Here is a 14,170-nt window from a genome sequence, read left to right on the forward strand (position 1 = left end):
ACCCAACGTAGCCCCGTAGAGCCACCCCATGGGTGGCTGCGCGCGGTGCCAAATCGAAGCGCACCCACGCACACCGTGACCCAACGTATCCCCGTAGAGCCACCCCATGGGTGGCTGCGCGCCCTGCCAGTTCAAAGCGCACCCACGCATGGCGTGGCGCTACGTGTCGAGGGCGGCACGGAGGGCCGCGACGTTCGCGGTGTCGGTGGCGGTCCAATCCGCGGACAATCCGATCAGCGCCGGGTTCTGGTGGCGAATGGCCGAGCGTTGCACGGCCTTGGCCGACGCATGCAGCTCCTGGCATCCGCTGCGGGCGGCCACGGTGGCGATGTTGTCGGCGTTGAGCCCTGCCCCGGCCATCACCCGCACGCGGCCGGTGGCCTGGGCGACCAGCGACGCCAACCGATCCGCGCCGGCTTCCGCACTGGCCTGGCCACCGGAGCTCAGGACGCGCTGGCAGCCGAGCGCGATCACCTGCTCCAGCGCGCTGGGCAGGTCGCGTGCCGCATCGAACGCACGGTGGAAGGTGACCTGCATCGGTCCGGCCGCCTGCACCAGTTCGTGGCAGACAGCGATATCGATGCCGCCGTCGGCATCCAGCGCGCCGATCACCACGCCATCGCAGCCCAGCGCGCGGCACTGCGCGACATCACGCAGCATGATGTCCACCTCCAGTGGCCCGTAATGAAAATCGCCCGGGCGCGGCCGGATCAACACGAACAGCGGGATCCGCAAGCGCTCGCGCGCCAACGCGATGCTGCCGTGCGACGGCGTGGTGCCGCCCTCGGCGAGGTTGTCGAACAGTTCGATGCGGTCGGCGCCACCGGCCTGCGCGGCCAACGCGGAGGCGACCGAATTGGAGGCGATTTCCAGCAGCCGGCGCGTCATGCTCAGGTCTGCTCGCTGCGGTAGACCGAGGCCGAATCACGCAGGTCGTCCTGGCGGTCCTTGTCGCACACCGCGAACACGAAACCCCGGTGCAGCGCATACGCGCCGACCTGCCCGTGCTTGTCCAGCGCCAGGAAACACACCTGCAGGGTCTTGCTGGCCTCCGGGCGCTTGCGCACCAGGCGGGCGATCGCCTCGCGGCAGGCCTCGGCCGGCGAGCGGCCCTGGCGCATCAGTTCCACCACCAGGAACGAGGCGGCGTTGCGCATCATCTCCTCGCCGACGCCCGACGCGGTGGCGCCGCCCACCTCGTTGTCCACGTACAGGCCGGCACCGATGATCGGGCTGTCGCCGACCCGGCCATGCAGCTTCCACGCCATGCCGCTGGTGGTGCAGGCACCGGCGAGGCGGCCGGTGGCGTCGATGGCCAACATGCCCAGCGTGTCATGGTTGCTGCTGTCGCCGGGGCGACCGCGTCGCTCGACGTTGATCTCCGGCGTGTACTGCGCGGTTTTCAGCCAGTCGCGCCAGGCCTTCTCGGCGGCCGGAGTGAGCAGTCTCTGCCGCTCGAACCCCTGCGCCACCGCGAACTGCTGCGCGCCCTCCCCGACCAGCATCACGTGCGGGGTGTTCTCCATCACTTTGCGGGCCACCGAGACCGGATGCAGGATGTCGGTGAGCGCGGCCACCGAACCACAGCGGCCATCGCCATCCATGATGCTGGCATCCAGGCTGAGCACGCCGTCGCGGTCGGGGTTGCCGCAGCGCCCCACCGTCGGGTTGCACAGCTCGCTTTCGGCCCAGCGCGCGCCGGCCTCCACGGCGTCCAGCGCGCTGCCGCCGCCGGACAACACCGCCCACGCCGCCTGGTTGGCGCCCACCCCGAAGTCCCAGGTGGACACTACCCGCGCGCCGTTGCTGCCCTGTGCGCGTGCGCGTGGCAACGCCAAGGCGCCGGCGGCGAGCGCGCCGGCCTGGAGAAACTGCCTGCGATCGGTCATCTGAAACCTCTCCCTGCCCTATGGGGTTACAGCGCCCGGCGTCGGCCGGGCTCGCCTCAGGCCGCCGCGCGGTCGCGCCGTGCCGCCTGCCATACCGCGGCGCCGAGCATGCCCAGTTCGCCGTGTTCCACCCGCCACACCGGCACCTGCGCCAGCACCCGTCCCATCACGCCTTTTGCCAGGAACCGTGCGCGGAAACCGCCGGCATGGAGGAAATGCGCGATCCGCGGCGGGATCCCGCCGACCAGGTAGACCGAGCGCGCGCCGAAGGTGATCGCCAGGTCGCCGGCCAGGCTGCCCAGCCAGGCGCTGAACACCTCCAGCGTTTCCACCGCGAGCGGGTCCTCGCCCGCGTGCGCCGCGGCGATCAGCGCTTCGGTGGACTGCCAGCGCGGGCTGGCCCCGCGGATGTCGCACAGGCACGGATACAGGTTCATCAGGCCGCTGCCGGACAGGATCCGCTCCTGGTCCACATGCTCCCAACGCTGTTGCATGCGGGCCAGGATGTCCATCTCCAGCGCGGTCACCGCAGTGAGCGCGGCATGCCCGGCTTCGCTGGCCAGCACCGGCTGTTCGCCGCCCTGGAAACGCAGTGCCGCGCCGAGCCCGGTGCCCGGACCAAGCACCAGCGCCGGCCACGACGGCAGCGCATCGGGGTCGCCGTTGAGTGCGGCAAGGGTGTCGGCCTGCACGTGCGGGATGGCGTAGGCCACCGCCTCGAAATCGTTGATCAACGCCAGTGAGCGCAACCGCGCCTGCGCCTGCGTCGCCTGCACCGACACTGCCCAGGGCAGGTTGGTGTTGACCAGGTGGTCGCCTTCCAACAAGCCGGCAATGGCCACCACCGCGGTATCCAGCGCGTGCCCGCTGACGGCGATGAAATCGGCCAGGATCGCGGCCAGGCTGGGGTAGCTGGCGCACTCGTAACGGCGCAGCCCGGTCAGCTGCGGCGGCTGGCCGGGAGGCAACTGCGCCAGCGCGACACGGGCGAAGGTGCCGCCGACGTCGGCGACGATGATCGGCCCGGACTGCGGCGGCAGGCCGGGCGTCACCACCGAGGGCGCGCCGGAAGGGGCCGGAATGTGTTCCGGGAACGGTACCGCAACGCTCACTCGCAGGCCTTGGCTGGGATCGAATAACTCGGCGCGATTTTCGGCGATCCTTCGGGCTTTGCAAAGCGCGCGGTGCCGTACAGGGGCGTATGCGCCATCAGGGCTTGGCGACCTGCAGCCGGTAGCTGGTGCTGGCCGTGGCGGTGGGGCCGTCGGCATGGATCGCACGCACATCCACCTTGTGCGCCCCGGCGGCCAGGTTCGTGGGCAGCGCCCCCCGCCACAGGTGCGGCGACGGCGTGGCCTCCGGCGAGCGGTCGAAGCCGCGCAGTCGCTCTGCCTCGTCGTCTGCGACGTTTTCCACCAGCAGGCGCGGATCCGGCTGCTCCACGCGCTTCATCGGCTGCCAGGCGCCATTGTCCACCCGGAACTCCACCTGGGTGTCGGCCTGGCCCATGAACACGTTCGCGTACACGCCCCAGGCCGGATAGGCATCCTTGCGCAGCACCTTCGGCGCGTGCAGGGCGATCTGGTAGTCATCCGGCGCCCGCGCGACGTAGTAGCGCAGGCTGTACGCGCCACCCGGCTTGACCGAGAGCAGCGCATAGCCGTTGGGAGTGCCGTCGCTCATGGTGGCGTCCGGAATCCCGTTGCTGTCCTTCACCCCGGACCAGAATGCACCGCACGCCGCGCCGACGTTGTACTCGTGCAGCGGCTTGCTGCCCTGCCAGCCCTCGGCGGCGCCGTGGTAATAGTGCTGCTGGGTGTGGCTGTGGCCGCTGAGCACCAGCACGTTGGGGAAGTCCTTCAGCAGCGCGAACAGGCGCGTCCGGTCGGCATGGCGGAAGGTTTCGCGGCCCGGCGCGGCATCGAACAGCGGGATATGCATGCCCAACACCACCAGCCGATCGCGTGGCAGGCCCTTGAGGTAGTTGCCGAGGAAGGTCAACTGGTCCGGGCGCAGGCCACCGACGTAGCTCGGCTTGGCGGCAGGGTCGTACACCACGTCGTCGAGGAACACGAAGCTGGCGCCGCCTTCCTCGACCGCATAGGTATCCGGGCCGTACACCGCGCGCCAGCTGTCCAGCGAGTGGCGGTCATCGCCGGCGTCCATATCCAGGTCGTGGTTGCCCGGCACATGGAACCAGGGCACCTGCAGCTGCGCGGTGACCTTGTTGATGGCCGGGTACAGGCCCAGATCGTCATTGACGATGTCGCCCAGCGTGGTGCCCAGCCGGGCCGGATGCTTGCCGATGATCGGTTCGACGATGGCGCGCTGGTAGTAGTCGATGTCCTGGCGGCTGGCGGTCTGCGAATCGGTGAACACCAGCATCTCGAAACCGGACCGCGCCGCATCGCTGCCCTTGGCCGGCTCCAGCGCGAAATCCCAGTTGCGGGTGGCGCTGCCGGTGGCGTGGATGCCGTCGTACTTCAGGCGCGGCGACCCCTGGGGCGCGTAATGCCGCCAGTAGGCCGGCAGGCCGTTGGCCGCCGCCGGGAAGCGATAGTCGTCCGGCTTGATCACGAACACGGTCTGGCCTTCGCGCACCGGCAGGCTGTAGCTGCCATCGGCGGCGGTACGCACGATCGTCTCGCCATTGGAAACCTGCACTCCGCCCATGCCCGGATCCGTGGGGCCGCGCCCGGGCTTGCCGTCGCGTTCCTGGTAGACCTTGCCGGTGACGGTCACCTCGGCGGCCAGGGCGGGTGCGGTGGTCAACAGCAGGCAGGCCAGCCAGGCAGCGGTGCGGGTCATCGGGACGGTCCGTTCGGGGGTGGGTGATTGTAAAGCGGCACATCATCGCGTGTGCCGCGTTTCACCGACGTTAAACGGCGCGCCTCGACGTGCTCAGCGCGCGTGGCGCGTCGCCAGCACCTGCACGGCGTCATCCAGCGACAGCCCGCGTGCGCGCAGCAGCACGATCAGGTGGAACAGCAGGTCGGCCGATTCGCCCAGCAGGGCGGCATCGTCCTGGACCACGCCAGCCAGCGCGGTTTCCACGCCCTCCTCGCCCACCTTCTGCGCGATGCGGCGGATGCCGTCCTCGAACAGGCGCGTGGTGTAGCTGCCCGCCGGACGTTGCTGGTCACGCTGCTGCACCAGCGCATCGAGCCGGCCCAGGAAATTGCCCGGGGCCCGCTCGAAGCAGCTTTCACTGCCGGTGTGGCAGGTCGGGCCGGCCGGGCGCGCGCTCACCAGGAGGGTGTCGTTGTCGCAATCGATGCGCACCGCCACCACCGCCAGCACGTTGCCCGACGACTCGCCCTTGGTCCACAGGCGCTGCTTGCTGCGGCTGTAGAAGGTCATGTGGCCGGTGACCAGCGTCAGCTCCAGCGACTCGGCACTGGCGTAGCCCAGCATCAGCACCGCCAGGCTGTCGGCGTCCTGCACCACCACCGGCAGCAGGCCATCGCCCTTGTTCCAGTCCAACCCGGCCAGCGCCTCGCGCGACGGCAATACCTCAATAGACATCTCGAACCTCGATCTGCTGCGCGCGCAGGAACTGCTTGAGCGCGGGAATGGCGATGGCGCCACTGTGGAAAACACTGGCGGCCAGGGCGCCGTCGACGTCAGCCTGGTCGAACACATCGACGAAGTGCTGCATCTCGCCAGCACCGCCGGAGGCGATCAGCGGCACATGGCACAGCGCACGCGCCTGGCGCAGCTGGGCTACGTCATAACCACGCCGCACGCCGTCGCTGTCCATGCAATTCAAGACGATCTCGCCGGCCCCGCGGCGCTGCGCCTCCACCAGCCAGTCCAGCGTGCGCAGCGGCACGGCCTGGGTCTTGTCGGGGTCGCCGCTGAAGCGGCGCACCCGCCACTCGCCGTCGGCCTCGCGCACCGAGTCGATGCCGACCACCACGCATTGCACGCCGAACGCGTCGGCCAGCTCCTCGATCAGCGCGGGGCGACCGAGCGCCGGCGAATTGATGGAGATCTTGTCGGCGCCGGCATACAGCACCCGGCGCGCGGTTTCCACATCGGAGATGCCGCCGGCCACGCAGAACGGAATGTCGATCAGCCGGGCGATGCGCTCGATCCAGCCCACGTCCACCGCGCGCCCTTCCGGGCTGGCGCCGATGTCGTAGAACACCAGCTCGTCGGCGCCCTGGTCGCGGTAGCGCAGTGCCAGCTCGGCGATGTCGCCCATGTCCACGTGGTCGCGGAAGCGCACGCCCTTGACCACGCGGCCATCGCGCACGTCCAGGCAGGGAATCAGCCGCCGGCTCAACATGCCAGCGCTCCTTCCAGGGTCATGCGGCCTTCCAGCAGCGCCTTGCCGAGGATCGCGCCGCCACATCCCACGGCCTTGGCGTCGGCCACGTCGGCGGCACTGCGCACGCCACCGGAGGCCTGCACGGCCACGCCCGGCAGCAATGCCGCCAGGTGCTGGTACAGCCCGATGTTGGGCCCGGACAGCATCCCATCGCGGGCGATATCGGTGCACAGCAGGTGACGCATGCCGGCCTGGGCGAACCGGGTGGCCAGCGCGTCGAGGGTAGCCTCGGCGGTCTCGGTCCAGCCATGCACGGGCAGCAGCCAGCGGCCGTCCTCGGCCTGGCGCGCATCCAGCGCAAGGGTGAGCCGCTCCGCGCCGAACTCGGCCAGCCAGCCGATCACCGTCTCCGGCTCACGCACCGCCACCGAGCCAACCACCACGCGGGCGGCGCCGGCGTCGAGGATGCGCGCGACGTCGTCGCGCGAGCGCACGCCGCCACCGGTCTGCACCTGCAGCGGGGTCTGCTGCGCAATGGCCGACAGCAGCGGTGACAGTGTGTAACCGCCCGCCCGCGCCGCATCCAGGTCGACCAGGTGCATCCACGTGGCCCCGGCGGCGGCGAACGCCTGCGCACGCGGCAACGGGTCGTCGCCGTAGGTGATCTGCCGGGCATAGTCGCCCTGCAGCAGCCGCACCACGCGGCCCTCGCGGATATCCAGGGCGGGATAGACGGTAAAACTCATGTCGGCGGGTTCTCGATGAAGTTCTGCAGGATCCGCGCGCCGGTGGCGGCCGATCGCTCGGGATGGAACTGCGCGCCGCTGTGGCGGCCGCGCTGCACCACGGCCGCGAACAGGCCACCGTGGTCGCAGGCCGCCACGGTGTGCTCGCCCAGCGGGGCGGCGTAGCTGTGCACGAAATACGCGCTGGCACGCTCGGGCACGCCCGCCAGCAGGGTCGACTCGCGCAGCGGCAGCAGCCGGTTCCAGCCCATGTGCGGCACGCGGATCCCAGTGGCCGGGTGCAGGTGGCGGACCACGCCGGGCAGCAGGCCCAGGCACTCCACGTGACCTTCCTCGGAGCCCTCGAACAGCAACTGCATGCCCAGGCAGATGCCCAGCAGCGGCACCTGCAGCTCGCGCAGCGGCTGCACCAGGTCCTGCGCATGCAGCCGTGCCATGCCATGCGGCGCGGCGCCCACCCCGGGCAGGATCACCCGCGACACGCCCTGCAGACCCTTGGCATCGCGTACCAGCCGTACCTGCACGCCCAGCCGCTCCAGTGCGTAGCGCACCGAGCCCAGGTTGGCGCCGCCGGCATCGATCAGCGCGACCTCGCTCACAGCGCCCCCTTGGTGCTGGGCAACGCGGTGCCCTGCCGCGGCAGCGCCTGGCGCAATGCCCGCGCCAGCGCCTTGAAGCACGCCTCGACCTTATGGTGGTCGTTGTCGCCGTGCACGCTCAGGTGCAGGTTGAGGCCGGCCGCATCGCACAGCGAGCGGAAGAAGTGCGGCACCAGCTCGGTCGGCATGTCGCCCACGCGCTCGCGCTTGAACTCGCCGTTGAACACGAAATACGGGCGCCCGCTGAAATCCAGCGCGGCACTGGCCAGGGTCTCGTCCATGGGCAGGGTGAAGCCGTAGCGGCCGATGCCGCGCTTGTCGCCCAGCGCCTCGCGCAATGCCTGCCCCAACGCCAGGCCGGTATCCTCGATGGTGTGGTGCTCGTCGATGTGCAGGTCGCCCTCGGCCTGCACGCTCAAGGCGAAACCGCCGTGCTTGCCGATCTGCTCCAGCATGTGGTCGAAGAACGGCAGCCCGGTGTGGGTCTGCGGCTCGGCGGTGCGGTCCAGGTCGACCTCCACCCGGATCCTGGTTTCCTTGGTATTGCGCTGCACGGTGGCGCGACGCGGCGCATCGGCCAGCTCGTGGGCGATCGCATTCCAGTCCCACTCGCCGCCGAACTGCTCGGTGCGCAGCTGGAAGCCGCGGATGTTCATGTTCTCGGCGAACTGGATGTCGGTGGGGCGGTCACCGACCATCGCCGAGCGCGTCCAGTCGATGCTGCGGTCCTGCAGGTAGGGCAGCATCATGCCGATGCCGGGCTTGCGCGTGGGCGCGTTGTCGTGCGGCCAGGTACCGTCGATCAGCACATCCCGGAACTCGATGCCCTGGCTGGCGAAGATCTGCAGCATCAGGTCGTTGGGGCCATCGAAACTGGCCTGCGGATAGCCTTCACTGCCGAGCCCGTCCTGGTTGCTGACGATCACGAACTGGTAGCCGGCATCGCGCAGTTTGCGCATGGCCGGGATCACGTCGCGGACGAAGCGGATCTTTTCGTAGGCATCGATCTGGAAATCGGCCGGCTCTTCGATCAGGGTGCCGTCACGGTCGACGAACAGGATGGGCGTCATGCGGCAACCCTCCGTGCCGCCAGCGCACTGAGCACGCGGTCGTTCTCCAGGGTGCTGCCCACGGTGATGCGCAGCGCGTCGTGCAGCTGTGGCGCGGCGCGCTGGTCGCGCACCACGACGCCCGCATCGAGCAGCGCGTCGAAGGCCTGCTGCGCGTCGGCGAAGCGGACCAGCAGGTAGTTGCCCTGCGAGGGATACACCCGGAGCACGCCCGGCAGCACCGCCAGGGCCAGTTGCAGACGGCTGCGCTCGGCCTTGATCCGCTCCACGCGCGAGGCGGTGAGCTGCAGGTTGCTGTCGCTCAGCCCGGCCAGGGCCAGATCGGCGCACGGGCCGGGAATCGGATACGGTGCCTGGCACCGGCGCAGCAGCGCGATCAGTGCGGGCGCGGCGATCAGGCTGCCGATCCGCGCCGCGGCCAGCGCATGCGCCTTGGACAGCGTGCGCAGCACGGCCACGTTGTCATGCGTGGCCAGCAGCGACACCGCCGATGGCAGCGCCGCGTACTCGGCATAGGCCTCGTCGACCACCACCAGTGCCCTGCCCTGCAGCGCGCGCGCCACGCGCTCAATCTGATCGAGCGCGATCGTGCTGCCGGCGGGGTTGGATGGCGAGCACAGGAACACCAGCTTGGCATTGCCCGCCAGCGCCGTGGCGATCACCGCGTCGAGATCGGCATTGAGCGCCTCACCGTCATCGCGCAGCGGCACCTCCAGCAGCGGCGCGTTCTGCAGCCGTGCACAGACCGCGTACATGCCGAACACCGGCGGGGTGACCAGCACCGCGTCACGACCGGGCTCGCACAGCGCGCGCACCAGCAGGTCGATCGCTTCATCGCTGCCACGCCCGATCAGCAACTGCTCGGGCGTGCACTTGTACAGGTCGGCCAGGCGTGCCCGCAGCGCGGCCGGTTGCGGGTCCGGGTAACGCCGTGCGCGGCCTTCGCTGTCCGCCGGGTTGGCCCAGGCCGACTCGTTCGCGTTGAGCCACACATCGCCCACCAGCGCACTGCTGCGCGCGGACGAATAGCCCGCGAACGCCTGCAGGTCCGGGCGCACCAGCGCCATCACCGACGAGGCGGCGCTCATGCCGCAGCCTCCATGCGCAGGGCGACGGCATTTTCGTGCGCATCCAGCCCTTCGGCACGGGCCAGCACGCGCGCGCAGCCGCCGATCGCGGCGATGCCCTGCGCGGTGGCCGACTGCACGCTGATCAGGTTCTGGAAGCTGGCCACGCTCACGCCGCTGTAGGCGCGTGCGGCGCCGGCGGTCGGCAGGACGTGGTTGGTACCGCTGCAGTAGTCGCCCAGTGCTTCGGGCGTGTAGTCGCCGAGGAACACCGAACCGGCCGCCTCGACCTGCGCCAGCCAGGCGCGCGGGTCGCGCAGCGCCAGGATCAGGTGCTCGGGCGCGTAGCGATTGCTGATCTGGAAGGCCTGCTCCAGCGTGTCGACCAGGATCAGCTGCGACGCCTGCAGGGCCTGCGCGGCGATGTCCGCACGCGAGAGCCGGGCCAACTGCGCCTGCACCTCGGCTTCCACCCGCGCCAGCATCTGCGCGTCGTCGGTGAGCAGCAGGACCTGCGAATCGGGACCGTGTTCAGCCTGCGACAGCAGGTCGGCGGCGACGAACGCGGGATTGGCCCCCGCATCGGCGATCACCAGCACTTCCGAAGGACCGGCCGGCATGTCGATCGCCGCCGCACCGTCCTGCGCCACCTGCTGCTTGGCTTCGGTGACGAAGCTGTTGCCGGGGCCAAACAGTTTGTCGCAGGCCGGCACGCTGTCGGTGCCGTAGGCCATCGCCGCGATCGCCTGCGCACCGCCGAGCTTGAACACCCGGTGCACGCCGGTCAGGCGGGCGGCCACCAGCACCGCCGGATCGGCGCTGCCGTCCTTGCGTGGCGGCGTGCACAGCACCACTTCGCGACAGCCGGCCAGCTGTGCCGGCACGCCCAGCATCAGCGCGGTCGACGGCAGCGGCGCACTGCCGGCCGGTACGTACAGGCCAACGCGACCGATCGGACGCACGACGCGCTCGCAGCGCACGCCCGGCGCGGTCTCCACCGCATAGCCCTGGCTCATGCCCGCTTGGTGGAACGTGCGGATCCGCGCGGCGGCATCGGTCATCGCCTGGCGCAGCTCGGCCGACACCGCCTGCTCGGCCGCGGCGAATTCGGCCTCGCCCACTTCAAAGCTTGCCGGCGCCACGCCATCGAAGCGCAGGCTGATCTCGCGCAGCGCCGTATCGCCATCGGCGCGCACCGCGGCGATCAAGCCCGCCACCGATTCACGGGTACGCGCCGCCACGGCCTGGACCGGGCGCTGCAGGGCCTGCGCCTGGGCGCCGGCATTCAATTGGGACCACGTCAGACGATTCATGCCAGCGACCGCTCCACGCTCAACACCATCAAGCCCTGCGCGCCCGCGCGCTCCAGGTCCTCCAACCGCTGCCACGTCAACGCACCGTGGCACATGGTCTGCAAACGCAGGTGGCCGCCGTCATCGGGCAACTGCACCAGCGGATCGGCGTCCGGCAGCAGCCGGGTCAGCTCGGAGACCCGGTCCAGGGCGGCGCGGAACATCAGCAGCTTGCTGTCCTGCACCTTGACCACGCCATCGAGGCGACGCAGCAGCATGGCCATCAGGCCGGCGCGGGCGTCGTCGGGCGTGCGGACCGGGCCGGCCAGCACGGCTTCGCTTTCCAGCAGGGTTTCCACCGGCTTGAGCTGGTTGGCCGCGAGCGTCGCGCCGCTGGAGACCAGGTCGCAGATCAGATCGGCGGTGCCCAGCCGCGGGGCGATTTCGACCGAGCCGGACAGTTCCACCACCTGCGCGTCCACGCCCCGTGCGGCCAGCCAGTCGGCCAGGATCGCGGGATAACTGGTGGCAATGCGCTTGCCGGCCAACTGCTCCACGCCCGTCCATTCCCATTCGTCCGGCACGGCCAGCATCAAGCGGCACTGGCCGAAGTTCAGGCCGCGCAGCGCCTGGTAGGCCTCCGGCAGGCCGATCCGGCGGCGCGCAGCGCCCTGCTCGTCCAGCTCATTGCGACCGACGATGCCGAAATCGCACACACCATCGGCGATCAGGCCGGGGATGTCGTCATCGCGGACCAGCAGCAGGTCCACCGGCAGCGATTCACCGTAGCAGAACAGCTTGTCGCGGCTCTGCCGCCAGCTGAGCCCGCAGGCGGTCAGCAGGCTGCGCGCGGGCTCGGCCAGCCGCCCGTTCTTCTGGATGGCGATACGCAGCCGGTCGCGTGCCGGGGCGGTCTGGGTTGCACTCATGGGGGAGGTCTCTACTCGGATTCGGGGGAGGTCGGCGTGGCGGCGATGGCAGCGGCATAGCCGCCGTGGCCGTGGTCCAGCGAGCGCGCCACGCGCCCGGTGGTGGTCACGCTGACCCCGGTCAACTCATGGATCTCGCGATACGGCACCCCTTGCTGCAGCAGCGGCACGACCTTCCAGCGGTCGGACAGCGCCTCCAGCTCGGCCGGCGTGCACAGGTCGCGCAGGAACGCGGTCACCGCCTCGGGATCGGTGACGGCAGCAAAGGCGCGCGCCAGCGAGGCCAGATCGGCCTGGGCGTCTTTTTCACGGGGGGCGGGGCGTAGTTTCATCGTATCAATGTAATAGCGTGCTATTACATTAGCGCAAACGAGGGTCTTGGGTCAAACCGCCCCAGGGTCCACAAAGGACCCGTTCAGCCGCTGAAAACGAAAAACGCCCGCGGTAGCGGGCGTCGGGGGTAGAGCCGACCCATGGTCGGCTGCACAGCTGAAGATGGAAGGCAACGGACGGGCGCCAGTCAACCAACAGACGCCGCTATCGCACCGTGCAACGCACCTCGGCGCGCATTGCCCCGCCGCGCAGGCACTCACCCAACAGGCCGCCCTGGCGGCTCGGGATCGGCTGCAGGGCGTCCAGCGCCCCTGCCCCGTCTGGACACAGCGTGCCGGCCAACGTGCGCAGGTCCTGTTCAAGCTGCTCCGGGTCGATCACATGACAGCGATCGACCACCAACCGGTACTGCCCCGGGCCGATCCGATCGCTGTGCAGCGACGGATCGCTCCGGCAGGCGCAGAGCAGGAGCAGCAACAGTGCCCCTGCCGCTACCGGCTTCACGGCATGACCTTGGCCTGCTCCAGTTCCACCTGCAGGGTGCTGGCCAGCTCCTCGCGGGAGACCTCGAACTGCTGCTCGCGCAGCAGGTCCTTCACCGCCACCACGCCGCGCGCCAGCTCGTCTTCACCGGCCAACACCACGAAGCGGATGCCCGCCTTCGCCGCGTACTGGAACTGCTTGCCGATCTTCTTCGGCTCCATCTGCACTTCGGCGTTGATGCCACCCACGCGCAGGCGACGGGCGATATCCAGCGACTGCGGCAGGCTGGCGTCGTCCATCAGGGCCACCAGCGCATGCACGCTGCTGTCCTCGATGCCGGCGATCAGGCCAGCCTCGCGCAGCTGCCAGAACAGGCGGGTCAGGCCGATGGAGATACCCACGCCCGGCAGCTTGGACTTGCTGTAATGGCTGGCCAGGTCTTCGTAACGGCCGCCCGAGCAGATCGAGCCGATCTGCGGGTGGTCGGTCAACGTGGTCTCGTAGACCGTGCCGGTGTAGTAATCCAGGCCGCGGGCGATGGAGAAGTTCAGGCAGTACGCGGTCTCCGGCACGCCCAGCGCCTTGACCAGCTCCAGCACTTCGCGCAGCTCGGCCACGCCCAGCTTCAGCGTGTCGCTGGCGGCCGGGTCGGCCAGCAGCGCGTCCAGCTGCGCCAGCGCGTCGGCGTGGCTGCTGGAACGCACCGCGACGAAGGCCAGGATGCGCTCGACCTGCTCGGCCGGAATATCAAAGCCCTCGCCCACCAGCGTCTCGCGCACGTAATCGGCGCCGCGCTTGTCCAGCTTGTCCACTTCACGCAGCACCGCCAGCTGGCGCTCGCCGTCGGCCACGCCCAGGCTTTCGAAGAAGCCGCGCAGCAGCTTGCGGTTGTTCAACTGCACCGAGAAATCACCGATGCGCAGTTCGGCGAACACCGCGTGGATCACCGCCAGCACTTCGGCGTCGTACCGCGTGCTCAGCGTGTCCTTGCCGATCACATCGATGTCGCACTGGTAGAACTCGCGGAAACGGCCACGCTGGGCACGCTCGCCGCGGTACACGCGCTGCATCTGGTAACGGCGGAACGGGAACGTCAGGTCATGTTCGTGCTCGGCCACGTAGCGGGCCAGCGGCACGGTCAGGTCGAAGCGCAGGGCCAGCTCGGGCAGCGTCTTGTCGCCGGCTTCGGCGGCATTGGCCAGCGCGCCTGTGGACTGCACGAAATACACCTGGCGCTCGGTCTCGCCGCCGGACTTGGTCAGCAGCACGTCGGACAACTCGAACACCGGGGTTTCCACCGGCAGAAACCCGAACCGCTCGTAATTGCGGCGGATGACGTCCAGCATGCGCTGGAACGCGATCTGCTCGCGCGGCAGCAATTCCATGATGCCGGGCGGCGTACGGGGCTTGATCACTTGCGGGACTCCTGCGAATCGGGGGGATGAGCTAGCGGCATATTCTAGCCGCAGCCGGGCGGCGCGACCGCAGG

General features: G+C 69.8%; 15 protein-coding genes. All 15 read right to left on the bottom strand.

Annotated features, from left to right (window positions below):
• Positions 1 to 159: 159 nt before the first annotated feature.
• The 15 genes from AC1DGC_RS16215 to hisS all read right to left on the bottom strand — a co-directional run bounded on the left by AC1DGC_RS16215 (position 160) and on the right by hisS (position 14,096).
• Entirely contained in the window at positions 160 to 888 is a 729-nt protein-coding gene (locus tag AC1DGC_RS16215; RefSeq protein WP_478048342.1) for a copper homeostasis protein CutC, read from the bottom strand.
• Positions 889 to 890: 2 nt separating this feature from the next.
• Positions 891 to 1,889 carry a glycosylasparaginase gene (locus AC1DGC_RS16220; RefSeq protein WP_259208599.1) on the bottom strand — a complete coding sequence of 333 codons (999 nt, stop codon included), beginning with the start codon at positions 1,887 to 1,889 and terminating at the stop codon, positions 891 to 893.
• A gap of 56 nt (positions 1,890 to 1,945) precedes the next feature.
• The gene (locus AC1DGC_RS16225) at positions 1,946 to 2,944 is read right to left on the bottom strand and encodes a glucokinase (protein WP_310440139.1); all 999 of its coding nucleotides are present in this window, start codon (positions 2,942 to 2,944) and stop codon (positions 1,946 to 1,948) included.
• A gap of 154 nt (positions 2,945 to 3,098) precedes the next feature.
• Positions 3,099 to 4,697 (bottom strand): calcineurin-like phosphoesterase C-terminal domain-containing protein, encoded by a 1,599-nt coding sequence (locus tag AC1DGC_RS16230; protein ID WP_259208597.1) that lies wholly within the window; start codon positions 4,695 to 4,697, stop codon positions 3,099 to 3,101.
• Positions 4,698 to 4,790: 93 nt separating this feature from the next.
• The gene (gene hisIE, locus AC1DGC_RS16235) at positions 4,791 to 5,414 is read right to left on the bottom strand and encodes a bifunctional phosphoribosyl-AMP cyclohydrolase/phosphoribosyl-ATP diphosphatase HisIE (RefSeq protein ID WP_394163715.1); all 624 of its coding nucleotides are present in this window, start codon (positions 5,412 to 5,414) and stop codon (positions 4,791 to 4,793) included.
• Positions 5,404 to 6,180, bottom strand: coding sequence for an imidazole glycerol phosphate synthase subunit HisF (hisF, locus tag AC1DGC_RS16240; protein ID WP_259208595.1), 777 nt, complete (start codon positions 6,178 to 6,180; stop codon positions 5,404 to 5,406). The genes hisIE and hisF overlap by 11 nt, the downstream gene beginning before the upstream one ends.
• The gene (hisA, locus tag AC1DGC_RS16245) at positions 6,174 to 6,908 is read right to left on the bottom strand and encodes a 1-(5-phosphoribosyl)-5-[(5-phosphoribosylamino)methylideneamino]imidazole-4-carboxamide isomerase (RefSeq protein ID WP_478048343.1); all 735 of its coding nucleotides are present in this window, start codon (positions 6,906 to 6,908) and stop codon (positions 6,174 to 6,176) included. The genes hisF and hisA overlap by 7 nt, the downstream gene beginning before the upstream one ends.
• Entirely contained in the window at positions 6,905 to 7,507 is a 603-nt protein-coding gene (gene hisH, locus AC1DGC_RS16250) for an imidazole glycerol phosphate synthase subunit HisH (protein ID WP_259208593.1), read from the bottom strand. The genes hisA and hisH overlap by 4 nt, the downstream gene beginning before the upstream one ends.
• Positions 7,504 to 8,577, bottom strand: a complete 1,074-nt coding sequence (gene hisB, locus AC1DGC_RS16255) for a bifunctional histidinol-phosphatase/imidazoleglycerol-phosphate dehydratase HisB (RefSeq protein ID WP_394163713.1) — start codon at positions 8,575 to 8,577, stop codon at positions 7,504 to 7,506. Before hisB ends, hisH begins: the two co-directional genes overlap by 4 nt.
• Positions 8,574 to 9,665, bottom strand: coding sequence for a histidinol-phosphate transaminase (gene hisC / locus AC1DGC_RS16260; RefSeq protein WP_259208590.1), 1,092 nt, complete (start codon positions 9,663 to 9,665; stop codon positions 8,574 to 8,576). Before hisC ends, hisB begins: the two co-directional genes overlap by 4 nt.
• Positions 9,662 to 10,957: a histidinol dehydrogenase gene (hisD, locus tag AC1DGC_RS16265; protein WP_478048344.1), complete on the bottom strand. Its 1,296-nt coding sequence runs from the start codon at positions 10,955 to 10,957 to the stop codon at positions 9,662 to 9,664. The genes hisC and hisD overlap by 4 nt, the downstream gene beginning before the upstream one ends.
• Positions 10,954 to 11,865: an ATP phosphoribosyltransferase gene (gene hisG, locus AC1DGC_RS16270; RefSeq protein ID WP_478048345.1), complete on the bottom strand. Its 912-nt coding sequence runs from the start codon at positions 11,863 to 11,865 to the stop codon at positions 10,954 to 10,956. Before hisG ends, hisD begins: the two co-directional genes overlap by 4 nt.
• A gap of 11 nt (positions 11,866 to 11,876) precedes the next feature.
• The gene (locus AC1DGC_RS16275; protein ID WP_259208585.1) at positions 11,877 to 12,197 is read right to left on the bottom strand and encodes a YerC/YecD family TrpR-related protein; all 321 of its coding nucleotides are present in this window, start codon (positions 12,195 to 12,197) and stop codon (positions 11,877 to 11,879) included.
• A 205-nt stretch (positions 12,198 to 12,402) separates the two neighbouring features.
• Positions 12,403 to 12,702 carry a hypothetical protein gene (locus AC1DGC_RS16280; protein WP_478048346.1) on the bottom strand — a complete coding sequence of 100 codons (300 nt, stop codon included), beginning with the start codon at positions 12,700 to 12,702 and terminating at the stop codon, positions 12,403 to 12,405.
• Positions 12,699 to 14,096 (bottom strand): histidine--tRNA ligase, encoded by a 1,398-nt coding sequence (gene hisS, locus AC1DGC_RS16285; protein WP_478048347.1) that lies wholly within the window; start codon positions 14,094 to 14,096, stop codon positions 12,699 to 12,701. The genes AC1DGC_RS16280 and hisS overlap by 4 nt, the downstream gene beginning before the upstream one ends.
• Positions 14,097 to 14,170: the final 74 nt, after the last annotated feature.

The organism is Stenotrophomonas sp. 05N37 (genome assembly GCF_056397365.1).